Source organism: Microbacterium luteum, assembly GCF_015277875.1.
GTDB classification, from domain to species: Bacteria; Actinomycetota; Actinomycetes; order Actinomycetales; family Microbacteriaceae; genus Microbacterium; species Microbacterium luteum.
The window spans coordinates 561585-584374 of the sequence record NZ_CP063814.1 but is presented as its reverse complement, the minus strand read 5'-3'; the positions used below and the strand labels follow the sequence as shown (position 1 = coordinate 584374).

The window sequence follows — 22790 nt, the reverse complement described above, 5'->3', positions numbered from 1 at the left end:
ACCGACCGGAAACGCGAGGGCGACCACTTTCGAGTACCGCCTCCACAGCATGCCCCAACCGTACCGAAGCGACTCAGCCCGCTCCCATCACGGTCCGATGCAGCCCGCGCAACCATGCACCAATGATGGGAGGATGCGCGCCGGTCGCGACGCGGCGACTCTTTGCGTATCGTGGCGCCGCATGAGGCAACTGACGTGGGCAGCAGTTGGCGCGGTCGCGGGGGCGGTATTTGTACTCGTTCTCGGATACCTCAGCATGCGCGTATCAGCCGCTCACGACGGAGTAGCCCTGCACCCCGTTACCAACGACATCGAGATCGTTGTCGGCCCGCACGTCCCAGCGCTGATCCTCGCCGTCACGGCGATCGTCGGCAGCGTGACAATCAGCGGGCTCGTCATCAGCGTGGTCCGACTCACACCCGGTTCGGCGGCAGCTGCCAATATTGCGTTCGCCGTCGTGACGTTCGCGCTGGTGATCGCCGCCTACACGGCGTGGGAGTTCGGACCAGCAGTTCGCGAACTCGGCGATGTTCCCTACAGCGGAGGGGTGCTGGGATGGCTCAAGTACGGAGGACGAGACAGCCTCGCGGCGACCACCGCGCTGGTCGCCGTCGCCACACTTGCACTTCAACCAATCTTCACAAGGCGCCCCCGCCAAGAGATGGCGCACTCAGCAGCCACTCGCCCTCGACCCCACGGATAAGAAGCTTTCGCTGCCCACATTAGAGACCACGCGAGGCATGGTCGACGGCGTGATTCACCGCATGCGGAGCGCGCACGTGGTCCCGGTGGGGGGCTGCGAGGTTTGGCACCTCTGGGGCCGTTCGTTCGTGAGCCCGACCGATTTCATCGATAGCGAGACGGACTCGATCCCGTTGACGCATCAGAGCCTCGCACCTCTTCGAGTCAGCTGACCCGCGCGCGTGGTGCACGGCCGCCTCGCCCGCGATCTGAGCTTCGAGTGAGGCCAAGGCATCGGTGGCGGACTCTAGCCATTCGCGACGGTGAGCCGCATCCGATGGATGGTCAGGGCGTACGCCCGCGGCGTCACTCTCCCTACGTGGAACCGCCGAAGCACGAGCCGCACGTCCAAGCTCATTCCGTGCGGCCCGCACCGAGTCGTCGATGCTCACCTCCTGGGCGCCGCGCATCATGCTGTCCGCGACATGTTCCTGCGCGGCATCCGAACTCCACCCGACTGCGATCGCCTCGTTGTGCAACCGCCCGCGTGTCATCCCCACGTAGAGCCCCGAAGCGTCGACGCCGGGGCCAACGATCGATGCATCCGTCGTTTCGCCCTGGATGCCGTGCACGGTCGAGGCGTAGGCCAAGTGCACATGTTCCGCTGCATACTCGAGCGGCACTCGCCGCGTATCGCCACTGTCCCCTAGCGCGACCAGGACGATGTCCGAAGAACCAATCCGACGAATCGTCCACAACGCTCGGTTCTCCACGTCAGCCTCTCGATCATTGAGCCGTGTCTGCACAACGTCCCCCTCGAGCAGTCGCTGCTCCCCCTGCCCCATGGCCAGTCGGCCAGCGTGCAGCTGCCCGAGTTCCACCCGCCGCTCCTGGATCGCCTCGTTGATCGCGTCCGCCTCTTCGTTCGTGCTCGTCACCAGCGCCACGCGTCGGCGCGTCGCTGCCCAGCGGAACCAGGCGTCGACCATCACGTCTCTGGCTTGCGCAGCATCCGTCACCCGGCGAATCGAACCCCGCGCATCGAGCTCGGACGCAACGGCGAGCGCATCATCGCGCGACGCCGGTTCCCGCATGCGCAGCGTGAGCGCGGCATAGTCCGGGTCGCGGAAGCGATGCACCGCAGTCAGCTCGACGACGGCAGTAGCGCGGCGGGTCATGCACGCCATCGCGCCGGCGTGGCCGACCGGCATGGCCTGGAGGTGGTCGCCGACCATCGCGACGCCGGCGCCAGTTTCCGCAGCGACCGCCGCCAGCGCCGAAGCAGTGTGCAGATCCACCATTCCCGCCTCGTCGACGACGACCCGATCACCCGGCCGCAGCGCGAACCGACGCGGCCCAGCGAACATCCCACCTGTGCGCGGATCCGCATCGCCGACCCGCAGCCGCGTCCACACCTCGGCACCGGCTTCGTCGCGACCCCAGCGCCAGCCATGGTCGGCGAGCAGCGCGTGCAGGCTCAACGCGGTCGCGCCGATCTCCCGTCCCGCGACCGACGCAGCCTTCTTCGTCGGCGCGACCACAACGAGCTGCCGTCCCTGCCGCTGCAGCGCGGCACGCGCGACGCGGAGCATCGTTGTCTTGCCCGCGCCCGCCGGCCCCGTCACCGACACCAGACGGTCCGTGCCAGCGATCGCGGCCGCAGCATCCGCTTGACCTTCGTCGAGCGTCACGTCGGCGTCCAGGACCAGGTCAGCGATGTCGGCAATGTCGTCGTGACCCACCGGCTGCCCCGCCCGCGTGAGCGCATCGAACCGCGCGGCCAGCTCGACCTTCAGCCCCGCGGTCGTGGCGGCCATAAAGCCCTTGATGTGCTCCGGCCGCTCGCGTTCGGCCCCGAGCAGGTCGACGGTGTGATCGAGACCCCGCGCCATGACGTCGTCAATGAGCTCCTGCAGATCGTCGCGGTAGGCGACGACCCCGGACGCCGCAACTGCGCGCGTTGCGCCCGCTCGCAGGTCGTAGGCGCTGAACCTTCCACCGCATGCAGCCGAGCGGGAGTCGGCGTCTACGAGCGCCCGCGCCGCAAGCAGGTCTCGATCGACATCCTGGATGGCCACCGCCTGCAGGTTCTTGGTGGACCGCGGCCGCAGCAGGTCGGGGTCGATCGTGCGCAGCTCGTCGCGGATGAGCTCCGCCCACTCGGACTCATCCACCACGCCGGGCTTGTTCGGACGGTTCTTCGCCCAGGCAAGCCGGTCGATGTGCTGCAGTACGTCGTGGTCGGGCTCCTGTCCCGGATGCTCCGACCGCCACTCGAGCAGCAACTTCGCACGGTTTGCCTCGATCTGGTTCGAACGCCGCGAGAGCGGACGGACGGCGTGCGCGAGTTCGGCGATCTCGCCCGCGTCGTCGAGGGAGTATCCGTTTCGCGCAAGTGCGTCGATCCACTCCGGGTCGGTGCGAGCCGCGAGTTCCCCCTCGGCGTTGATGAGGGTGTGGAGCTTCATCGCGACACGGGAATCGACATTCGACCACTTGCCGTCCTCGCCGAGCACCTTGACGTTCAGCCACAGGTGCCGGTGGATGTGCGGGTCGAGCGCCCGCGACCGTCGGTGCTGCAGTTCGACCACTTCGATGCGGCGAAGCGATTCTCGGATGCTGCCCCCGGCGCCACGGCGAGCATTCAGCTCTCGCTGCCAGGTCGTGATGATCTGGGTGCGAAGGCGGCTTTGCAGGGCTTCGAACTCGGTCGCCAGGTCGTCGTTGATCAGCGCGGCGATGCTGTATGACTTCGGAGCATTGATTGTGCCATCGAGGAGAAGGTCGGCGTGCGGTGATCTGATTTCGCGACCACGCGCGTCGTTGGTGTGTGGGTCGCGCCCGTCGACCCAACGGCGTAGCTCACCGGCGTCGAGTCCGTCGCTCGTGATGACGCCGGCCTCGATGGTGAACCGAGTGACGCAGGCGGCGTCTCCTCCACCATAGGCGGCGAGCGCCTCGATGCCCGTGACGCTGCGGAGGTGAGAGTCACAGCTTCCCTTGAACGCGTAGGCCATCGCCTGCCGAACCCCCTGCGATTCGACACCCCGCTTCCAGCGTTCGAGGCCTCCGCGCATGCGCTCAGAGTACGCCAATAATGTCTAACCTACGAGTGCTTTCACAGAAAGTGCCTGCGTGCATCGCATTGGAGCCGTTGTCCTCTGGGTAACAGGCCGGCGATCCGGCGTCTCGGATGAGCTGCGCTTATCGGGCATCGTCAGGGGCCGGCCTTCCGAACGTGGTCGCAAGGCTCGGACGCCAACGCCTTCGGTTGCGAGAGAGAACGCGATCGCGGACCGCTGATCGCGCACTCTCTCCGAGGGTCCACGAACGTCATCGGGCCCGAAAGTCGGCGTGCTAGAACTCTCCCGCACCGCGCGACGGTAACCTCATATTGCCCCCGAGCACCTTGACGACGAGCCGGGCGACTTTGAAGACGATGGTGACGCCCCAGAGCACCAATCACCGTCCGGTTAGCGACTTGTTGGGTTCGCACGGCCACGAGGACAGCGCCTCAACAGTCCCACGGGAGTTGGCGGCAGAGACTCCGGGCCCCGGCGCGGGCTTTGCATTCGCAGTACCGGTGCTCGCCTTGCGCCAGCTACTTCGACCCGTCTCCTAGAAAGTTGGATCTCCAAACCATCAGGACAGTGCGAGGCGGAACGAGCCGGGGACTTCCGTGCCTGCGAGCCACTGGGATCGCATGAGGGCCTCGGAGTCGGACATGGTGCACACATAGTCGGACAGGGCGCGGAAGTGCTCAGGCTCGAGGGAGTCTGTCGACTGCCGAGTGATAGGCACCGCGACGTTGTTGCGCGCGAGCATGCTCAGCAGCGTCGGCGGGAGAGAGTGTTCCTCGGGGGCGGTACAGATCCAGTCCGCGAGACCTTCCATCAGAATCTCGATGGACCTCGTCTGAGCCCGCTGCATCGAACCCATGCGGGGTCGAGACACTAGGTAATGGCGCGTGATGGATTTCAGCACCTGCATTTGATGCCAGGCTTCCGACGTGAGGTACACCGACGGGCCGTCGGCGTAAGGTGGGTCCTCGTTCAATTCGATGGCGTCGAAGAACTTCGTGATGAAATCCTTCAGCAGCAGCCTCAGATTTTGCGCGTAGTCCTGAAGGTCGGGGTCCCCGAGCTGGGTGAGGAAGCGGCCCACATCGTGCAGGGCGGCCGCATAGTCCCGGTCGTTGTAGTGGGGTGAGTACCCCACTCGATGCCGCTTTGACGCTTCGACGAACACCAGGGGCTGGGAGAACCGCCCTGGTGTCTTCCTGAAGTTGGCGCTGCGGAAGTCTGCCTTCTCGCGCATGTCTTGAACGATGCCGGCGTCGTCGAGCGCGGCATTGATGTCGTCGAGGACCAGGCCGACATCGATGAGACCGGCTGCGAGGAAGTCCTCCAGGTCGTGGATGGCGTAGGCGACATCGTCGGCGAGGTCCATGATGGAGGCTTCCAGCGTTTGCCGCCCGTGGTCCTCCCCGGCCTCTCCGAGGTCGAGGACTGCAGCGCGCACGTACCGGAGCTGGTCGGCATCGTCGAGGTAGGCCCCGAACTTTCGGTTCTTCCCGTCCTTGTACGGCTTGCGCTTCGCATACGGGTACTTGAGTACCGCCGCCAGCGTGACGTTCGTCAGGTTCAGCCCGTAGACGGTGGTGCCCTTGTTGCGGTCAAGACGTGTCACGGTTCGGAACGTCTGCGCGTTCCCTTCGAATCCGTCCTCGACGTCCTTGAGTTCCAGGTAGGCGTCCAGCGCGTCCTCACCGGCATGGCCGAACGGGGGGTGGCCGATGTCGTGTGCAAGTCCGGCGGCCTCACAGGCGGCGATGTCTAGGCCGCCCGCAGCGGCGATGACTGCCCGCCAGGCGCCGTTCTCATCGGCACTGCGTGTCACATGGTCTGCAATCTCTCGCGCGATCATGGCCACCTTGTGGGTGTGCGATGAGCGACTGTGCATCTGTGCGGACGCGAGCTCGGGCGAGACGACCTGGGTCACGCCGGCGAGGCGTCGCAGGTACGCCGAGTAGCCCAGTCGGCCCCGGTCGCGTTCGGTTTCCGTGCGGTGATCCCGGGCGCTCGGTCGGGACACTTCCCGTCGGCCGTAGCGTTGCTCGCGGGTGCGCGGCAGAACCCACGATCCGTCGGCAAGTTTGACTAGAGCGTCCGGCGGGTTCTCAACTGCCACCGACTCAGACTACAAGTTCCAACTTCCCAGACCGCAGGTCCGCGGTTATCCGATGGTCGGCGACGGCAGAGTTGACGATGTACGGCATCTCGGAAACCGACATCTCGGCCTTCGTTGCCGCCTCACGCATCGCTTCACGCTGCGACACCGTCCCGCCGTGCGCCTTGACGACGTCGACGAGGATTTCGATGAGTGCCTTCAACTGTTGGGTTCGTGAGTCTGCAACGCGGTCGGCAACAAGTGTCATCGAGATCCCCTCCAGGGCGGCGTGTAGGAGGCCTTAAGCCTATCGGCTTCGGGCTGTGAATCATACCCTGCGGCGGATCAAACGAGCAGATGATCCGGGGTGCGTCGGCGGCAATAGCACGTCCCGGGGCGTGGGCGCTGTACCGTAATCGAGAGTGAGCCGTAAAGACGTGACGGGCAGGGTTAGCAGTGTCGAGTGACCTCGTGTCCGCTGAGGCCGTGCCACCGCCCACCCACGTCACCTCACGTCACTACTCACGCGAATACGCCGACCTGGCGCGCAGATATTCGGGCGAGTCGCTCGATGTGAGTTTTCGACAGCTGGTGGGTGTGCTTCCGGCGAACGAGTACACCCACGGGCTGTACCCGTACCCTGCGCGACTCCTGCGTCACATTCCGAGATTCCTGCTCGCGACCGATGCGATAGTCGACGGCGTCGACTTGGTCTTCGACCCGTTCGTCGGCTCGGGTACCGTCCTGCTCGAAGCGCAGCTTCGGGGCATCGCGTCCATCGGCGTGGAACAGAACCCCGTCGCGGCACTCGTCAGCCGTGTCAAAGTGCGCGCGGAGGAGGTTGGCGACGCAGAGACGCGGCTTGATGAGGTCCTCGCGGCAGCGAAACGGTGCCGCCGTCCCACGATCCCGTCGACCGCGCTTGGTCGCTGGTACGCGCCGCAGGCGCTTTCGGCGTTGGGAAGGCTCCTCACCGTCATTTCGGAGGCCGCTGACCTATCCGCCGCCGATCGGGAAGTGGCGATGCTGTGTCTGGTGCTGACGGCGCGGCGCGTCGCGACAACCGACCCGCGGATTCCCGTCCCGGTGCGCACGCAGAGGAACGCGGCCGCGACCGCCTCGGATGTGTGGGAGGCGTGGGGTGCCGAGGCGACGGCGATGGTGGCGAAGCTCGAGCGGCTGCCGCGGCGCCGTCCACCCGCGCACGTGTGGACTGGCGACGCGCGCGATCTCGACATGTGGCCCTCGCCAGAGGAGGCACGCACCACCCTGCTGCTCTCAAGCCCCCCGTATGGCGCGGCGCAGAAGTACGTGCGGAGCACGAGTCTGGAGGCGGGCTGGTTGGGGCACGCGCCAACGGGACGGACCGTACACATAGAGCATGGCAACATCGGCCGCGAACATCTCTCCGCGAAGGATGCGACACTGACGACCGCCGACGTGTGGAGCCCGAGCCTCCGCGGCCTCCTCGAAGGCATCGGCAGGAAGGACGCACGCCGGGCAGCCATCTACCTGACGTACTTCGTCGACATGCAGGCGGCGTTCACGAACGCACGCACCACGGGCGTGAAGCGGATCGCTCTCGTGACCGGTACAAACAGCGTCGTAGGGAGCACTCTGCACACAAGCCAGCATCTCGCGGAGATCGTGCAGTGTCTGGGCTACCAGCGGACGCTGTCTGTGCGCGACCCGATCCGTGGCCGGACACTGCTGACCGCCCGGCGCAACGGGACGCCGTCGCCCGCAGAGCACATCGACGTCTTCGAGGTGAATCCAGATGCTTGAACTGGGTGGTGCAGACGAGGACGAAGCAGGCGTCCGCCGACGTATCAAAGTGCTGTCCGAAGTGCTGTGGGAAGGAAACGGCACGGTCCCCGATGTGAACCGGTGGCTGGAGAACTTCACCGGCAAGACCGAGAATGTCTCCGTTCGGGTGGAGCAATCCCACGCAGCTCACCTGCTGTCCCACTTCACGTACTTCGGGTTGCGTGAAGTACGGGAGCTGCTCACGGCGATGTACCGAGACCTCTTCCGGTACGAGATCATCCAGCGCATTCGGGCCGACGCGGGCGGACGCTCTGATGCGGAGTACCTCCAGGCCGAGTACGAGGCGCAGCTGGCACGCACCAGGTTTCTGGGCGTCGGCAACCCGTCCGAGAGCGGAACGCACCTGCTCTACTACTTCCGCCAGGACAACACCCTCGACAAGGAACTGTTCCCGAACCCCTACCAGATCCTTTCCCACTCGAGCGATGACAATGAGTTCCGGATCGCGGACCCCGAGCTTCGACGCGTGGTGTTCATCGACGATGTGCTCGGCACTGGCACTCAAGCGGTGCAACACAACGTGGACTTCGTTGAGCTTCTCCGCGCAGCCGCGACCCGCAGCGGCCAGGATGTTGAGATCTGGTACCTCACGATGTTCGCGAAGCCGAAAGGACTGGACGCGGTCCGCGACCTGGGCTTTGACCGGGTGGAAGCCGTCCATGAACTGAACCAGTCGCAGCTCACCTTCAGCGAGGAGTCCCACGTGTACTCGGACCCTCCGCCGGGGATCGAGCGAGACATCGGGCGCATGGTCGCTGAGCGCTACGGTGCTGACCTGGCGCCGGGAAACTGCTTCGGCTTCGGGGACGGCCAGTTGATGCTGGGCCTGCACCACAACGTTCCCGACCACACCCTGCCCATCTTCTGGGTCAACGACAGTGTCGTGGCGTGGGAGCCGGTGTTCCGCCGCTACAAGAAGGAGCTGGGGAGTGATGCGTAGCCCGTTCGAGGTGACGAAAGCGGTCGACCTCAACGACCCGCAGATCGAACGGACCTACGTCGCGTTCGCCGGCCGTGAGCGCGCTATCGCCGACCCCGCCAGCCCGATGCCGCAGTTTCTCACTGGGGTCAAGGGCGGCGGTCGTACGCACCTGATGCGGCACTTCTCGTTTCCGCTGCAGAAAGCGCGAGGTACCAGACCGCTCGCCGAGATCCAAGCTGACGGCTACCTCGGCGTGTACTTCCGATGCAGCGGCCTCAACGGCAGCCGGTTCGTCGGAAAAGGACAGAGCGCGGACATCTGGTCGTCCGCGTTCGCGTACTACATGGACCTGTGGCTGTCCGAACTGCTCATCGCCACGGTGCGGGATGTAGGGGAGTCCGAGAGCTGGGCGGAGGTAGATGTGGCCGACGTGTTCGACGCGGTCGCGGGCACCATTCAGTTGTCGGCTGAGGAGAGCGTCGGGGCGGGGCGCTCGCTGTCGGACGCGCTGGCACGGCTGTCCGCGATCCGAGGCGATCTCGACTGGGTCATCAACAACGCCGCTCACACCGGCCGGCTGGACATCAACATCCGCTCCAACCCGGGCGAGCTCGTCTTCCGGGTCTGCCAGGCCGTGAGCAGGCTCCCGGGTTTTGAGGGGATCCGGGTGACGTTCCTCGCCGACGAGTACGAGAACCTCGCCTATGACCAGCAGATCTACTTCAACACCCTGATCCGTGAGAAGGAAGCACCGGCGACGTTCCTGGTCGGTGGTCGAAGCTGGGGTATCAAGACGCACAGGACATTGAGCGCGGGTGAGGAGAACAAGAAGGGCAGCGAGTACGAGATCTACACGATTGAGGACACGTACGCGCGCGACCCCAAAGCGTATGAGGCGTTCTGCCGCGAGTTGATCAGCGTGCGGTTGCGAGAGTTCGAACTCAGCGCCGGAGAGGCGGAGACCTGGATAGGTCGCCTGTCGTTCGAATCCGACGATCGGTTCTTCAGCAAGCGCCTCGGAGCCGTCCTTGAGAAGTACGCGCCGCACGAACGTCCCTACCTCACGCGGCTGCGTACCGCGACCCAACGCGCGCGTTCCGCCGCCGTCGCCGATGACGTGTGCGCCGCAGTCGCCCTGCCCGACTACCCGCTACTGGAGAAGCTGGCGGTTCTTAAGTTCTACCAACACTGGGCCAGCGGACAGACACCGTCTGCCGAGACCGCATCGAGGGCTCGCGTGTGGGTGGAACCACTCATCGAGGGCCGCGAGAGCAGAGAGCTTGCGAACTTCTTCAAGCAGCGCAAGAGCGACGCGGTCGCCCAGATCTACAAGGAAGCGAACCGGCGCACCGCGTATGCCGGTTTCGGTGAACTCGTCGGCATGTCCGGATTCCTCCCGCGCAGCCTCCTCATGATCCTCAAGTACGTGTCGCATTGGGCGGACTTCCACGGTGAGGACGTGTTCAGCGGAGCCGTTCCCATTTCGGAACGGGCGCTCAGTGAAGGAGTGCTCGACGCAGCACGGTGGTATCTCGCCGACGCGAAACCGCTCGGCACCGAAGGCGAGGAATGCGAGATCGCGGTGAGACGGCTCGGCGTCTACCTGCAATCGATCCGGTATTCGGACAAACCGAGCGAGATCGACATCACGACATTCTCATCGCCGCTGACGGGAGTGTCAGAGGACGCTCTGAGCGTCCTGGAACGGTGCCTTGACCATGGCCTTCTCGTTGAAGTGATTGGAGGTCGAGCCGCTCGCAATCACGGCTCACAGCATCGGAAGTTCCAGCTTCACCCGATGCTGACACCTTTGTGGGGGTTGAAGCCCGGCCGGCGCGGGGACGCGACGTTCAGCAGCGAGACCATCGAAGCGATCTTCAGCCCCGCCGTATCGGAGCTCTCCTTCTCCCGTGCACGTGAATCCCTGGAACTCGCGCTGAACGCTCCATTCGGTCGTTCAATCGACACCCGAGACCCGCTGTTCTGATGAGCATCGAATACTCCGCGTTCCGGCGGGCGAAGATCACGTTGGCGCAGTTGCCCGCGCAGCATTACGACCTGTTCCTCTCCTCGTTCAACAGCTCGAGACGAGTTCAACTCCTCGCGGACGCGGTCAACGCGACGCGGAAGGTGTGGATCGCCCATGAGGAGTACGCCTACACCAGTGACGAACTTCCCGACGGTGAGCTCGTCAACGCGTCGCAGGCCATCGCCCCGGCGGAGTCGTGGGCGGAGGTGCTCCACCATCTTGGCGGTGCGACCGCACTGGCAGGGATGCGAGTTGCCATCGACATCACCGGGATGATGCGCCCACACATCGCCATGCTGCCGTTCGCGCTGAAGCGGGCAGGAGTCGACGAAGTCACGGTCTACTACTCCGATCCAGAGTCCTACGTTCAGGGTGAGCGCACGCGATTCACCAGAGGGCCGGTCGCTCGGGTAGGGCTCATCCCCGGGATGGAAGGTGCCCATACCAACCGCCCCAGCCCTCGCGACGCGCTCATCATCGGCGCTGGATACGACCACGGACTGGTCAAAGCTGTCGCGGATGACAAACCCAACGCTGAGCATGTGATCCTGCTGGGGCTGCCGAGCTTGCAACCGCATATGTATCAGGAGAGTGTCCTGAAGCTGGAGAACGCTCGCGAGTCGATACGGGACTACCGGCCCGCAACGCGATCCTTCGCGCCAGCGAACAACCCGTTCGCAACGGCGCAGGTCATCGCGGCGAAGGTCGTCGCATTGGGGGACCTTGACCACGTCTACCTGACCGCGGTCGGCACGAAGCCGCAGGTCCTTGGCTTCGCTTGGTACTACTGGTGTGAGGCAGCTGGGCAGAACACCAGCTTCCTGTTCCCATTCGCCGAGCGGTATGAGCAGGACACGACTAACGGAATCGCAACCATCCACGAGTACTTGCTCGAACTCGGTTTTGTGCGTGACCTTGGACGCCCGAAGGCTGCCGCGAAGATGTAGACACGCTTCGCGTATCACGACGCGATCCCGGCCACCTGTCTCAATGACTGCAACTGACGGCAGCCGCCTGCGGTCTAGCCCCGAGGACCGCACGCCAATCCAACGCTTGACGATGCATGCGGCCCAGTACCGCCCGGTTGAGGATCGATCGTCGGCCTTTGCTCGCTTCCGGCTCGGTTAGTTGCCGCCGACTTGGAAGACGCCGATTTGTGTGGTGCCGTCGGACTCGTAGACGGGGATGTGATGCACGGTCCCGGCGTTCTGCGCTTGCCAGCGGAGGGCGTCTTCGGGTGAGGTGAATGAGTCGGCGGCGGTGGTCCCGTTGGCGTCGTTCAGGTCGCTTTGCCAGACGTAACCGGGCTGATTGTCGGTGGTCATCACGGCGATCAGATCGGGTTCGCCGTTGTCGTTGATCACCCCGTACGTGAAGCCGTTGTCGTTGACCGCCCAGGCGGTGGTCTCCGCGTGCACCCACGTCGCGGTCAGCGACCACACCGCATCTGCCGTGGTTGCGATCGTGACCTGGTTTCCGGTGATCGCGTCGACGGGGACCGTGTAGGTGGTGGGGCGTGTGGTGTCGTCGATGGTGGTGCATGTCACGGACGCGCCGTCGTCAAAGGTGAAGGTGCCGGGTGTCAGGCAGGTCAGCGACACGGCGACGCCGGTCGCATCGGCCGGTCGCTCCCCGAGTGGCAAGGCGCCGGTGCCGGCGAAGGTCCCCGATACAGCCGCGGACAGGTCGGTGGTCATGGTCCCGCCCGGGAGGGGGAGCAGCCCGGTGGCGGCGGCCGCGGCGGTTCCGCCGAGGGCCAAGGTCAACGCCACCCCGCCGGTGAGCAGGACACGCCCGCGACGCCGCGGCTGGGCAGTCGTGGTGACGTGGTCGACCAGTCGGGCCCGGAACGCGGTGGCGAACTCGGGGCTCATGCGTGTGGTGTTCATGTCGCCTCCTGGGAGAGGTAGCTGGCGAGAGTCTGATGCCCGAGTTCGCGCTTCAGTGCGTGACGGGCGCGGTGCATGCGGGTGCGGGCCGCACCTGGCGAGATGCCGACCGCGGCGGCGGCGTCCGTGATCGAGTAGTGCTCGAGCGCGACCAGCGCGAACAGTTCCGCGTCCGTCCGCCCGAGCATGCCCAGCGCCGCGGCGAGGACCTCGTCGTCGGTGAGCTGGTCAAGGACGATGTCCTCCGCGGACCGTGCTGGCGACCCGTGCGGCAGCCCCTCCAACAGCGCACCGTATCGTCGTTTCGCGCGGTCGAGGTTCCGGCACGTGTTCGTGGTCGTGACCAGCAGCCACGGCAGAGGCGACCCGTCGACCCGCCGCACCCGATGCCGCCGACGCCACAGCTCCAGGAACGCGACCGCGGTCGCGTCCTCAGCATCGTGCACGTCCTGGAGGATCCGGTACGCATGCCGGAACACACGATCACGGTGGAGATCGAAGATCAGCCCGAACGCATCACCATCACCGGCGACACCACGCTCCCACAGCGCCTGCTCCGACCGATCCACCGCATCCATACCCTGTACTGTCCGCACCTCCTCAACCCGTTACATCCTCCTTCACGCTCGCCCATCGAACGAGAACAGAGCGATGCGCGCGACGGCCCCGCATGCGACCGATGCCCGTATGAGGATCGACATGACACACCGATGAGCAGGACGGGGTCTCAGGCCCGCGGCGAACCACGTGAGCAGGTACCTCTAGAGTGGGCGGATGCGTCACCGCCTCACCTTCGCCGCAGCGGTTCTTGCCGCCCTCGCCCTGACCGGATGCGCGACCTCTCCGACGCCTGCGGGTTCGCCCGCGCCGGCAGTTGAAATCACGCCGGAATCGACGCCATCCCCCTCCGGCGTCATCGCATCGGGAAGCGACGACGAGCAGGCGCGCGCGCAGGCCCAGGCCTGGCTGGACGACATCTCCCTCCCACCGGGCACGATATCTGCCTCATCGGATGTCGCCTCGTTCTACTCATACACCGGCTGGCCATGCGGGCCGATCTCCGAGCTCGAGGCGTTCTGGTTGGTCCCCGACGCCACCCTCGGCGAGACCGCCGACTGGCTCGACGCAAACCCCGCCGGTAGCCTCATCTCCGTATGGGGAGACCACCGGCCCGACAGCATGAACAGCGACGGGATGCTCCTCGGCTACATCCCCGAAATGGGCGCCCAGGAGGGAATCGTGTATACCCTCCGAACCGTCTCCGGCGGCATTGCCGTGCGAGCAGAGATCGCAGCCCAGACCGCCGATGCCTCCTGCCCCGAGCTCCCCGACGGAGCCCAGTACGGGGCGCCCGGGATGGGATGAGTCCCCACCCCCAGAGCTGGCCTAAGCACCGCTCGTTCGGGATCGGAATGCACGTCGCCGTCCCGCTATCGGTCACCGCTCGGATGGGGATGTTGTTGCAGCGGTGCCCCGGGATCAGGTGGTCGAGTTCACGCGCACGGCTCGACGACCGATTGTCAGCCAAGCGACCGGACCCAGGAGTGGTACGAGAAGAACGACGAGATTCCAGATCAACGCTTGCGCCGTAGTGAGCCGCCGGGCCGATCGTGCGAGCGTCACAAGCGCAACGACTGTGAGCGCGATGACGAGCACGGTCACGATCGACCAGACGATGTCGTAGCCGACAGGGATCAATGGGTTGTGCTCGTCGCTCACACCGCCACACTACGGGTCGATGTTGTACCGCTTTGACGCACCGGTGCATCCGTCTCCAATGCACTCGGACGCCCCGTCAACGCGCGCGGCCCGCATGGGAATCCGGTTCGCGCGAAGGCGCCTCACCGCGACAGATCTCGGATTCAGTGCCGATTCCTGCGCCGTAGGGGCCCCCGGGATGAACAGACTCTCGGAAGTAGAGTGCTCAGCGTGAGTAAAACGACGAGAGCCAAGTTCCCGGTATGGGCAACGCTCGTCCTTCTGGCGTGCTTTACCGCGGGCGCGGCCGTTGCGTGGGGGTCGGGTCTGGTCTTCCTTGGTGTTGTCTTCTCGATCGGTTCATTTGCTGTCGCGGCTGCCGCTCTTATCCACGAGCGGCGCCGCTGAACGGCAGGCTACCGCTCACCGATTGCTCGGATGCGACAGGGTGGAGCGACTTCGCCGGGGCGTCGCGCAGGACACGCGGTCACAGGTCGGGCAAGAGCCCTCGTCAGACGCGGCCGAGACGGGCCGCATGCGCTTTGAGCTCCTCGCGCTGGCGCCCAGATAGCCAGGTGGCCTGCTCGGGCAGGAAGTCCTCGACGTACGCTTCGCGGCGTGCGTGCCGCTGCCCATTGATCACGGCGGCTTTGATGATGAAGTAGGTGATCACGAAGCCGGCGGCGGTGAGCAGAAGAGGCACGAGGATGTAGATGACGAGGAATTCCATGGCTGGAGCATAGACGCCACCATCCGTTCAGCACGGCGACAGCGCGCACCCGGCAGATTCGACCCATGCGCGTGCTGCTCGACGACGACGAGGTGAGGTGAGCAGAGGGCATCCGGCGCGGCCTCGAGGCGGAAGCGATGACCGTCGACGTCGCCCGCATCCGCGTAGACGCGTTGTGGCACGCCCGCGAGCAGGACTACGACGTTTTGGTGCTCGACGTGATGACGCCGATCCGGCGCTGGCCACCTCGCTCATTGCCGACATCGTCGCCGCCGCGATCGCTGCGGTCGGAGGCGCGGGCACGGTCACGTCGATCGAGACCGATCGCGACGATAACCACGAGTTCTCGGGCTCGGTCGTCGCTTCGGATGCGGCCACCGACGATGACGATGAGTCGACCTGCTCCGCAGTCACCTTCTGCGGATCCGCCGCGCCGCGACCCACAGGTTGTGACTGCGGAGCGGAAAAGGAGACGCGGGATTCGCTCCGACGGAAGGTGCGAAGCGGAGCGGTGAGGAAGCTGCGCTAAGCGCCACTTCAGCAAACTGCCTAGGCGGATTCGGAGCTCAATCGACGGACGCCGCTCTACTCGCCCAGGACCGGCCTCAGCATTGGTTCCCACTTCATCGAGCGTGACGTCACCCAGCCTCACGACCGTGAGGCGCGCTGATCGACGGCGCACTCTTGTTTCCTGAACATGTTCAGTAATGATGTACGGTGATCGCATGACCAAGGATCAGGAGCCAGTGGTCGTCCTTGCTGGTGCGAGCGGGTTCATCGGGAGCGCAATTGCTGACGCATTTGTCGAGGACGGATATGAGGTGAGATTCATCGGCCGCAACGCGCCTGTCAGGTGGGATGATCCCGATGCCCTCGGCCAGGCGGTGGATGGGGCCGACGTGGTCGTGAACTTCGCGGGGAAGTCCGTGAACTGCCGCTACACCGACCGAAACCGCGACGAAATACTCGCCTCGCGCGTGCAGACCACCCGTGCGCTACGGGAGGCGATCGCGCACGCGGACCATCCCCCGCGGGTCTGGATGAACGCGTCGACAGCGACGATCTATCGGCACGCGATGGACCATGCGAACACAGAGGACAGCGGGGAACTCGGCTCAGGGTTCTCCGTCGATGTCGCGACGTCTTGGGAACGCGAGCTGTACGCGGACTCGCTCCCCGCCACGCGCCGGGTGTCGCTTCGGATGGCGATTGTCGTCGGCGACGGACCTGCCACACGCATGCTGTTCACGCTTACGCGGTGGGGCCTCGGTGGAACCCAGTTCGACGGCTGGCGCCCGCCACACCGCCGCTACCGTGGAATCGGCGACCACCCCACCGGGAGCGACCGTGCACCGTGGCACCGCACTCACGGACGCCAGAAATTCAGCTGGGTCCACATCGACGATGTCGTCGCCGCCATTCGCTTCATCCGGGATGAGGAGGATCTCTCCGGCCCGATCAACATCGCGTCGCCGCAGTCGTCCGACAACCGCGCGCTCATGCGAACGCTCCGGCGGGTCGTCGGCCGCCGGGTCGGCCTGCCGAGTCTTCGATGGATGCTGGAACTCGCGATGTGGGCAATCTCCACCGAGCCCGAACTCGTCCTGAAGAGCCGGTGGGTCATCCCGCAGGCGCTCACCGACGCCGGATTCACCTTTTCGCACCCCGACCTGGACGAGGCGCTCACGGACGTCCACACTCGCCGGGTCAACACGACAACACCGGGGGCGGCCAGGACAGAGAAGACCGCGAGCCATGCCGCGTAGCGCCGAACTTGGAACCAAGGGCGAGCGCACCCGCGAGCGTATCCGCACCGCCGCGCTCGCGTCCTTCCGGGAGAACGGGTACGACGCAACGACGATCCGGAAGATCGCGGACGAACTCGGGATTTCTGTGGGAGCGACGAACTACCACTTCCCCTCGAAGAACCACCTCATTCAGGAGCTGTACCTCGATGTGCAGCACGCGCACCGCGCCGCCGCCGAACGCCTGCTGGAAACGGAGACTCGACTCATCGACCGGCTAGCCATCGTCTACGCGACCGGAATCGACCAGCTGATGCCGTATCACGCTCACGCCGGTGAGTTCCTCTCGGCCGCGGTCTCGCCACGATCACCGATCAACCCGTTGTCGGCCGAATCCGCTGACTCCTTCGAGGTCGTCCAGGGACTGTTCGCACAGGCCGTCGAAGGCGCCGCACCCGCTGGACTGCCCGACGACATCCGTGCACTCCTCCCCCGCGCACTCGTGCTCGCACACCTGCTGCTCGCGCTCTTCTGGGTATACGACACCTCCGAAGGCCAGCGCCGCACACGGACGCTGCTCGAGCGCGGTCTCAAGCTGTTGGGGACCGTGCTGCCGCTGGCCCGACTGCCCATCCTCCGAGGTGCACTACGCGACATGCTCTCGCTCGTCACCGAGGTCCGCGCATGACAGCGCCCGGATAGCGATTTCTTGGGTGCTTGCGGGCCGTGAACGCTCTAGGGTGAACCGATGGATCTCTCCGGACTGTGGCTGGCAATGGTGATCGCCGGGTCGGTGGCGTGGGTCGCCGGCGTCCTCGTGTGGCACCATCGGCGTCCCCTTCCCTACTTCGCCTGGAAACAGGTGCCCCTGCCGACGCGTGCGCTGACCGGTGCAGGCACGGCGACGATCACACTTGGTGCCATCATGTGGGGGTCAGCAACTGGGTGGGGATGGGTTGCGGGCTTCCTGATCGTGGCTGCGTACCTCCCCACCGTCGCGGTCCAACTCCTGATCAATCACCACATCGCGAAGAAGAACATCGAACCGCAAGATCGGCCACGTTGAGCGGTGAGTGACCGGCATCCGCGCTATTCGTCCAAGGTCTGCCAGACCGCGTACTCGTCGTACTCGTTGTCGGCGATGCATGCGGGATCCACTTCAGTGAGATGCAGGTACCCACCGCCGCCCGAGATCTCATCGCCAACGTGAAGGGGCAGCAACCCGGGAACCGTGACCTCGGTGCCGTCGTCGCCGATCTGGCTGCCGAACGGGAATTGCAGTGGGTAGGTCATTCCACCAGACGTCACCGCGAAGCAACCCGTGTCGGTCAGCGTCAGGGTTCCTGAAATCAGCGCCTCCATGGCTACGCTCGACGGCTCGCTCGCGACCATCGCAGTGGTTCCCCGAGCCTCCTGCACGGCGCCGGCACCGGCACCGGCACCGGAGCAGCCACCAACCGCCAGCGAGACCGCAACCAGTCCGACGGACGCGGCGAGCGTGCGCTTCATGAGGGGAGTCTCGCACGCCGCTCACCGTAGTAGCCATGCGTGACTCCGGCCGCGCCGCGGGCGGGCGTATGTTGCACTGACCGACCGTCACTCGGGCAAGCTCGTCGCGGAGCTGCCGCATCGCTCCTCGGCCGTAGGAGACTATGTCGCCCCGTGACAGAACGGCGTTTTCTCAGCCCGTCGCATCCGGCCGGTCGGGTCTCTTGAGCAGCCGCCCTCCGCTGATGAACCCGGGGATCGCGATCGGGACCAGAATCACCCCCGCGAGTCGCCACCAGAAGTCGTCCGGTATGAGCCAGCAGTACGCCCCCGCCAAGAACGCCGCAGACGCGAGGATGATCAACACGATGCCGAGCCTGCGCGAGGTCATGAGGCGACGATAGCGCGACCTCGCAATCCGAACTGCGCGATGCGAGATCGGTGCCGCGGAGTCGACCGTCCCTACAACAACCGGCTCACGCGCGGCAAGGGACCGGCGTTCGGACGCGCCCGGCAAATCAACGCAAGGATTCTTCAGTCAGCTGCGCTAGCGCCTGAACATCCGAACGACCGGACGAAGGATACGCAAACTATGCACAGACGGCCGCTCCCCCGACCCGTAAATCGGGCAAGTCGTCCGTGGCAACTTCGCCTCGGTTCAGTTGAGTCCCGCATAGTGGTGTAGCGCGCGGTGGCCAAGCTCGTCGTTCATGACGTGAGCGCGGTCACCGTGTGATCCTTCGAGGAAACTCTCACATCCCACTCGAACGGAATCATCACGATGACCGCACCTCATATTGTCGACCCTGCGAGCGTGCTCGCTGAAGCCCTGTCCGACGCGTCGCCGGATCTGATGCGCAGTTTGCTGCAGACCATGATCAACGCGCTGCTGTCTGCTGACGCGGATGCCGTCATCGGCGCCGAATGGGGGCAGCGCAGCCCCGACCGCATGACCCAGCGCAACGGGTATCGGCACCGTGATCTGGACACCCGTGTCGGCACGATCGACGTCCAGATCCCGAAGCTCCGGCAGGGGACGTATTTCCCGGACTGGCTGCTCGAGCGCCGCAAGCGCGCCGAGACAGCGATGATCACCGTCGTCGCCGACTGCTACCTCGCCGGTGTGAGCACGCGTCGGATGGACAAGCTCGTCAAGACCCTCGGGATCCACTCCCTGTCGAAGTCGCAGGTCTCCCGGATTGCGGCTGAGCTCGACGAGCACGTCGAGCAGTTCCGGCACCGCCCGCTCGATGACGCCGGCCCGTTCACGTTCGTCGCCGCCGACGCTCTCTGACCAGTCTTCACACACTCGCCTGTGAGCACACCTCAGCCGCGCGGGTTCACCTGCGCGTGCACCTTCTGCGGCGCCCACCACCATCCGTAAACAGATCGGTTGCGGGAACGCGGGTCACGATACTGACCGCTGCGAGAGAGGACTACATTGAGCGAAGCCGCTCACAGCTCCCGCGACGCGAGCGATGACTGTGCCGTAGACGATCAGTTTCGAGCGATTGTGGAAACCTACAACCGGACGGAGACTCGGCAGCGGTCATGCCTAGGACATCGCTGGCGACGCCGGCAGACGATTTCACTAGGACGCTGCAAGCCAGCTCCGCCGCCGGCCATCGCGCACTCGCCCAGCGCGAATCGCTCTGTAGAGCTTCTTCGGGTTGGAGAGGATGGATACATGATCGAGGTATATGAGGTCGGCGTTACGGCGGGTGACGTGACGCTCCTCGCTCCCGTCTCGGTAGTGGCGAATCGGGGCGAGGCGCTGGTGGTGCGCGGAAGGAACGGGACCGGCAAGTCGACGTTGCTGCGAGTGCTGGCCGGTGCGCGTAAACCGTCGAGCGGGGTGGTGCGGATTGGTGGAGCTGCCGTCGTGCAGCGTGACAGTGGGTTCCGTCGGCGCGTCGCGTCGATGATCGGTCTGCCGCCGATGGCTCCCGACCTCACCGTGTTCGATCACGTCCTATTGGTTGCCACGACGTGGCTGGATGAGCCGGCTTCGGCGTCAGAGCTTGCACGTGGGGTGGTCGCAGAGTTGGGTTTGGCCGCGCTCGGGGAGCGGTTCCCTCACGAGCTGTCGTCTGGGCAGGCGCAGTTGTTTGGCATCGCGCTGGTGCTGGCCCGACCATTTGAGGTGCTGATTCTCGATGAGCCGGAACAGCGTCTGGATCCGGAGCATGTGCAGTCGGTGATTGACGTACTGGACGCGAGGCGCGGCCAGGGCGCGACATTGGTGATCGCCACACACAGTCAGGTCATCGCGGACGGGCTGGCCGATCACACGCTCGACTTGAATGGGGCGGCATGACCGGCCGCGCAACAGCAGCGATACGGGTGTGGCGTTCGCGTAACGTCCGCACTGGCACCGATCGCGCATACGCCGCCTACATGGTCTTCATGGTCGCCGTGGTGGCGGTGACGCCGATCGCGCGCGCCGTGTGGTTGAGCCTGACGAGCGCGGAAGGGATCGCGGTGCTCGCCTCGACCGCCGCTCCGGGAGTCACGGTGCTCACCGCTGCGGGCCTGTGGGCGGGAGCGCTCATCCTGGGCCGAGACCGTGGCCCCGCCGTATTGCCCCCGTTTCCGACCCACGCTCTCGCTACCAGCGACCTACCGAGATCTGACACGTTCCGCGGGCCTGTGCTGCGCGCTGGCGCACTCGTGACCGGACTGGCCACGTTCGCTGCCGGGCTGGTCGGCGGCAGTCTGACGAGTAATGGCCTGGCCGATCCGCTCAGCACGGCGATGTTTGCCGCGGTCGGCGCGCTCGTTGGCATCGTCGCCACCGTTGCCTGGCTCGCCGGACAAGTGTTCCCGCGCGCTGCGGTGCCGGTTGCACTCGGTGTCCTCGCGCTTGCCGCGTTCACCGCTGCCGTCCCGTTCATGCAGCCGTTCACCCCTTGGGGGTGGGTTGGGCTCGCATATCCCGGCAGCGGCTCGCCCCACACCCTCGTCGCGCTGACGGCGCTGACGGCCGCCCTCGTCGCCGCGGTGCCGGTGCTGCTGAATCGGCTCGGTCTCGCCGAGCTGATGGCGCAGGCCGCGCGGTGGGAGTCCGCGGCCACCTATGCGACCGGCATGGAGTTTAGCTCTGCCGTAACGATCTACCAGGGGGAGCCCCACGCGGGCCGCCGCCGCCTCCGCGCCGTCCGAGCGATCCGGCGTCGGTCGGCGGTGTTCCTGATCCGTGACGCGATCGGGGCTGTCCGCACACCGGGTCGGCTCGTCGTCGGCGTCATCGCCCTCGCCACCGCCGGGACGCTCATCACGCTCGCTTTCGCACCCGCGATGCCAGGCTGGGCGCTTGGGGCCGCAGCCGGCCTGACCTTGTTCGGCGGCCTCGGCCCATTCACGGACGGCATCCGGCACGCCGCGAGTGTCGCGGCAGACTTCCCGCTGTACGGGATCAGCGACGAGCATCTGCTCGCCAACCATGCACTCTTTCCCTTGGCTGTGACGGTCGTCGTGCTCCTTACGGTTGTTGTCGTGTGCTCGTTTGTCACCGGGATGAGCGCCTTCGCGCCGATTCTCAGTTCGCTGGCGCTTGGAGTACTCACCCTGATGGCTCGCGTTGGCAATGCACTGAAAGGCCCACTCCCGCCGACGCTATTGGCGCCGATCCCGACGCCGGTTGGCGACCTCGGCGCAGCGGTGCGGATGATCTGGGCTCTGGATGCCGTGTTGCTCATAGCGTTTGCAGGCGCCGCGGCGGCCCTGGCGTTCGAGTCGCCCGTTCTGCTAATCGGTGTCGCTATTACTCTCGTCGGGCTCGTCGTCGCACGGTGGCGCCAGCGAACGTGATTCGTCTCAAGGGAACGAACGCCGCCAGCGACAGACTTGCCGAGTCGGGCGCGACGCGCGACTTCGCATCCGACCCGCGCGCGCTACTACCGCTCACTGAACGACGTCTCGAAACTCCGTACCGAAACCGTTTGTGCCGTTGGCGGTTTTCGATCTGGCACACGTTTCTGAGCACCGAGATCCGGTCGCACTGCGCTCCTCCCGGAAACGATCGTTCTCGAAATCGCTACATCGATGCCCTAACGACCGTAACGATGGCCGCTCGGCTCGCCCGCCGTTTCAGGCGGCGAACCGGCCTCCCAGGCTCGCCCGTCCAGCAGCGCGAGAAGGTCGTCCACGCTGTAGCCCAGCCGGCGCGCCTCCTCCAGCAGTGGTGCCACGTACTTCTCGTCGAATGAGGCGCTCCGTTCCCGGACGATCTCCTCCCGCGCTGCCGGGGACACGAAGAGCCCGATGCCTCTCCGCCTTTCGAGTAGTCCTCTGCGCGTGAGTCTGTTCGTTGCTGCAGCGGCTGTTGAAGATGAGATGCCGTATTCCGTCGACAACGCCCCCCACGATGGCACTTGCTCTCCGGCGCTCAGAGTCTCGGAGAGGATCCTGTCTTCGAGATCGCGGCAGACGGTCGCGGCTATCGGACGCTGTTCGCTGATCACCCCGTCACCTTCCCCTGTACGCGCTTCTTGCAGATCAACGCTTCGATTGCTGAGAGGTCGCCTGCTGTCGGTTCTGTCATTCGAACAGCAGGCGACACCTGATAATTGCGTGGTGGTGATCGGGACTCAAGGCGTCCAGTCACCGATCG

General features: G+C 65.5%; 23 protein-coding genes and 1 pseudogene. 13 read left to right on the top strand and 11 right to left on the bottom strand.

Annotated features, from left to right (window positions below; genetic code table 11):
* Positions 1-181: 181 nt before the first annotated feature.
* Entirely contained in the window at positions 182-703 is a 522-nt protein-coding gene (locus tag IM777_RS02830) for a hypothetical protein (protein ID WP_194384569.1), read from the top strand.
* A 19-nt stretch (positions 704-722) separates the two neighbouring features.
* On the opposite strand, the gene IM777_RS02825 is transcribed toward IM777_RS02830, so the two are convergent.
* From IM777_RS02825 to IM777_RS02815, 3 genes are all read right to left on the bottom strand, one after another.
* Entirely contained in the window at positions 723-3758 is a 3036-nt protein-coding gene (locus IM777_RS02825) for an AAA family ATPase (RefSeq protein WP_194384568.1), read from the bottom strand.
* Positions 3759-4323: 565 nt separating this feature from the next.
* Positions 4324-5871 carry a deoxyguanosinetriphosphate triphosphohydrolase family protein gene (locus IM777_RS02820; protein ID WP_194384567.1) on the bottom strand — a complete coding sequence of 516 codons (1548 nt, stop codon included), beginning with the start codon at positions 5869-5871 and terminating at the stop codon, positions 4324-4326.
* 4 nt (positions 5872-5875) lie between these two features.
* Positions 5876-6118 carry a hypothetical protein gene (locus IM777_RS02815; protein ID WP_194384566.1) on the bottom strand — a complete coding sequence of 81 codons (243 nt, stop codon included), beginning with the start codon at positions 6116-6118 and terminating at the stop codon, positions 5876-5878.
* Positions 6119-6441: 323 nt separating this feature from the next.
* Here IM777_RS02815 and IM777_RS02810 point away from each other — a divergent pair, with 323 nt between their 5' ends.
* Genes IM777_RS02810 through IM777_RS02795 form a run of 4 tightly spaced genes read left to right on the top strand, consistent with a single transcriptional unit; the run spans position 6442 to position 11575 of the window.
* On the top strand, positions 6442-7635 hold the full coding sequence (locus tag IM777_RS02810; protein WP_194384565.1) for a TRM11 family methyltransferase: 1194 nt from the start codon (positions 6442-6444) through the stop codon (positions 7633-7635).
* Positions 7628-8617, top strand: a complete 990-nt coding sequence (locus tag IM777_RS02805; protein ID WP_194384564.1) for a phosphoribosyltransferase-like protein — start codon at positions 7628-7630, stop codon at positions 8615-8617. Before IM777_RS02810 ends, IM777_RS02805 begins: the two co-directional genes overlap by 8 nt.
* Positions 8610-10586, top strand: a complete 1977-nt coding sequence (locus tag IM777_RS02800) for an ORC-CDC6 family AAA ATPase (RefSeq protein WP_419538875.1) — start codon at positions 8610-8612, stop codon at positions 10584-10586. Before IM777_RS02805 ends, IM777_RS02800 begins: the two co-directional genes overlap by 8 nt.
* Positions 10586-11575: a hypothetical protein gene (locus tag IM777_RS02795; RefSeq protein ID WP_194384562.1), complete on the top strand. Its 990-nt coding sequence runs from the start codon at positions 10586-10588 to the stop codon at positions 11573-11575. The genes IM777_RS02800 and IM777_RS02795 overlap by 1 nt, the downstream gene beginning before the upstream one ends.
* A gap of 177 nt (positions 11576-11752) precedes the next feature.
* On the opposite strand, the gene IM777_RS02790 is transcribed toward IM777_RS02795, so the two are convergent.
* Both IM777_RS02790 and IM777_RS02785 read right to left on the bottom strand, forming a co-directional pair.
* Positions 11753-12517, bottom strand: a complete 765-nt coding sequence (locus tag IM777_RS02790; protein WP_194384561.1) for a hypothetical protein — start codon at positions 12515-12517, stop codon at positions 11753-11755.
* Positions 12514-13095: an RNA polymerase sigma factor gene (locus tag IM777_RS02785; RefSeq protein ID WP_194384560.1), complete on the bottom strand. Its 582-nt coding sequence runs from the start codon at positions 13093-13095 to the stop codon at positions 12514-12516. The genes IM777_RS02790 and IM777_RS02785 overlap by 4 nt, the downstream gene beginning before the upstream one ends.
* Before the next feature lie 196 nt (positions 13096-13291).
* On the opposite strand from IM777_RS02785, the gene IM777_RS02780 reads away from it, so the two are divergent.
* Positions 13292-13882 (top strand): hypothetical protein, encoded by a 591-nt coding sequence (locus IM777_RS02780; protein ID WP_194384559.1) that lies wholly within the window; start codon positions 13292-13294, stop codon positions 13880-13882.
* 114 nt (positions 13883-13996) lie between these two features.
* Here the strand turns inward: IM777_RS02780 and IM777_RS02775 are convergent, their stop codons facing one another.
* Positions 13997-14236: a PLDc N-terminal domain-containing protein gene (locus IM777_RS02775; RefSeq protein WP_194384558.1), complete on the bottom strand. Its 240-nt coding sequence runs from the start codon at positions 14234-14236 to the stop codon at positions 13997-13999.
* 210 nt (positions 14237-14446) lie between these two features.
* Here IM777_RS02775 and IM777_RS02770 point away from each other — a divergent pair, with 210 nt between their 5' ends.
* Positions 14447-14623: a hypothetical protein gene (locus IM777_RS02770; protein ID WP_194384557.1), complete on the top strand. Its 177-nt coding sequence runs from the start codon at positions 14447-14449 to the stop codon at positions 14621-14623.
* A gap of 103 nt (positions 14624-14726) precedes the next feature.
* On the opposite strand, the gene IM777_RS02765 is transcribed toward IM777_RS02770, so the two are convergent.
* The gene (locus IM777_RS02765) at positions 14727-14945 is read right to left on the bottom strand and encodes a hypothetical protein (protein WP_194384556.1); all 219 of its coding nucleotides are present in this window, start codon (positions 14943-14945) and stop codon (positions 14727-14729) included.
* Positions 14946-15670: 725 nt separating this feature from the next.
* Between IM777_RS02765 and IM777_RS02760 the strand changes: the two genes are divergently transcribed.
* The 3 genes from IM777_RS02760 to IM777_RS02750 are packed head-to-tail and all read left to right on the top strand — an operon-like array spanning position 15671 to position 17756.
* Positions 15671-16711 (top strand): epimerase, encoded by a 1041-nt coding sequence (locus tag IM777_RS02760; protein WP_194384555.1) that lies wholly within the window; start codon positions 15671-15673, stop codon positions 16709-16711.
* Complete coding sequence (locus tag IM777_RS02755) at positions 16701-17378, top strand: TetR/AcrR family transcriptional regulator (RefSeq protein WP_194384554.1); 678 nt, start codon at positions 16701-16703, stop codon at positions 17376-17378. The genes IM777_RS02760 and IM777_RS02755 overlap by 11 nt, the downstream gene beginning before the upstream one ends.
* 60 nt (positions 17379-17438) lie before the next feature.
* Complete coding sequence (locus tag IM777_RS02750) at positions 17439-17756, top strand: hypothetical protein (protein ID WP_194384553.1); 318 nt, start codon at positions 17439-17441, stop codon at positions 17754-17756.
* A gap of 23 nt (positions 17757-17779) precedes the next feature.
* On the opposite strand, the gene IM777_RS02745 is transcribed toward IM777_RS02750, so the two are convergent.
* Together IM777_RS02745 and IM777_RS02740 are read right to left on the bottom strand one after the other, a co-directional pair.
* On the bottom strand, positions 17780-18199 hold the full coding sequence (locus tag IM777_RS02745) for a hypothetical protein (RefSeq protein WP_194384552.1): 420 nt from the start codon (positions 18197-18199) through the stop codon (positions 17780-17782).
* A gap of 172 nt (positions 18200-18371) precedes the next feature.
* Positions 18372-18569: a hypothetical protein gene (locus IM777_RS02740; protein WP_194384551.1), complete on the bottom strand. Its 198-nt coding sequence runs from the start codon at positions 18567-18569 to the stop codon at positions 18372-18374.
* A gap of 390 nt (positions 18570-18959) precedes the next feature.
* On the opposite strand from IM777_RS02740, the pseudogene IM777_RS02735 reads away from it, so the two are divergent.
* A pseudogene (locus IM777_RS02735) lies at positions 18960-19469 on the top strand (transposase); the annotation flags it as partial.
* 396 nt (positions 19470-19865) lie between these two features.
* On the top strand, positions 19866-20495 hold the full coding sequence (locus IM777_RS02730) for an ABC transporter ATP-binding protein (RefSeq protein ID WP_194384550.1): 630 nt from the start codon (positions 19866-19868) through the stop codon (positions 20493-20495).
* A gap of 76 nt (positions 20496-20571) precedes the next feature.
* Here IM777_RS02730 and IM777_RS17395 read toward each other — a convergent pair whose 3' ends face one another.
* Positions 20572-20700, bottom strand: a complete 129-nt coding sequence (locus IM777_RS17395) for a hypothetical protein (protein ID WP_272872946.1) — start codon at positions 20698-20700, stop codon at positions 20572-20574.
* Between the two features lie 148 nt (positions 20701-20848).
* Here IM777_RS17395 and IM777_RS02725 point away from each other — a divergent pair, with 148 nt between their 5' ends.
* Positions 20849-21988: a DUF6297 family protein gene (locus IM777_RS02725; protein ID WP_194384549.1), complete on the top strand. Its 1140-nt coding sequence runs from the start codon at positions 20849-20851 to the stop codon at positions 21986-21988.
* A 239-nt stretch (positions 21989-22227) separates the two neighbouring features.
* On the opposite strand, the gene IM777_RS02720 is transcribed toward IM777_RS02725, so the two are convergent.
* On the bottom strand, positions 22228-22641 hold the full coding sequence (locus IM777_RS02720; RefSeq protein WP_194384548.1) for a GntR family transcriptional regulator: 414 nt from the start codon (positions 22639-22641) through the stop codon (positions 22228-22230).
* Positions 22642-22790 lie beyond the last annotated feature (149 nt).

Bases quoted from the DNA above. Each gene is read 5' to 3' on its own strand.
- IM777_RS02780 (WP_194384559.1), top strand. From the start codon at position 13,292: ATGCGTCACCGCCTCACCTTCGCCGCAGCGGTTCTTGCCGCCCTCGCC.
- IM777_RS02790 (WP_194384561.1), bottom strand. From the start codon at position 12,517: ATGAACACCACACGCATGAGCCCCGAGTTCGCCACCGCGTTCCGGGCC.
- IM777_RS02815 (WP_194384566.1), bottom strand. From the start codon at position 6,118: ATGACACTTGTTGCCGACCGCGTTGCAGACTCACGAACCCAACAGTTG.
- IM777_RS02765 (WP_194384556.1), bottom strand. From the start codon at position 14,945: ATGGAATTCCTCGTCATCTACATCCTCGTGCCTCTTCTGCTCACCGCC.
- IM777_RS02825 (WP_194384568.1), bottom strand. From the start codon at position 3,758: ATGCGCGGAGGCCTCGAACGCTGGAAGCGGGGTGTCGAATCGCAGGGG.
- IM777_RS02745 (WP_194384552.1), bottom strand. From the start codon at position 18,199: ATGAAGCGCACGCTCGCCGCGTCCGTCGGACTGGTTGCGGTCTCGCTG.
- IM777_RS02740 (WP_194384551.1), bottom strand. From the start codon at position 18,569: ATGACCTCGCGCAGGCTCGGCATCGTGTTGATCATCCTCGCGTCTGCG.
- IM777_RS02830 (WP_194384569.1), top strand. From the start codon at position 182: ATGAGGCAACTGACGTGGGCAGCAGTTGGCGCGGTCGCGGGGGCGGTA.
- IM777_RS02800 (WP_419538875.1), top strand. From the start codon at position 8,610: ATGCGTAGCCCGTTCGAGGTGACGAAAGCGGTCGACCTCAACGACCCG.
- IM777_RS02750 (WP_194384553.1), top strand. From the start codon at position 17,439: ATGGATCTCTCCGGACTGTGGCTGGCAATGGTGATCGCCGGGTCGGTG.
- IM777_RS02755 (WP_194384554.1), top strand. From the start codon at position 16,701: ATGCCGCGTAGCGCCGAACTTGGAACCAAGGGCGAGCGCACCCGCGAG.
- IM777_RS02785 (WP_194384560.1), bottom strand. From the start codon at position 13,095: ATGGATGCGGTGGATCGGTCGGAGCAGGCGCTGTGGGAGCGTGGTGTC.
- IM777_RS02760 (WP_194384555.1), top strand. From the start codon at position 15,671: ATGACCAAGGATCAGGAGCCAGTGGTCGTCCTTGCTGGTGCGAGCGGG.
- IM777_RS02795 (WP_194384562.1), top strand. From the start codon at position 10,586: ATGAGCATCGAATACTCCGCGTTCCGGCGGGCGAAGATCACGTTGGCG.
- IM777_RS02805 (WP_194384564.1), top strand. From the start codon at position 7,628: ATGCTTGAACTGGGTGGTGCAGACGAGGACGAAGCAGGCGTCCGCCGA.
- IM777_RS02730 (WP_194384550.1), top strand. From the start codon at position 19,866: ATGATCGAGGTATATGAGGTCGGCGTTACGGCGGGTGACGTGACGCTC.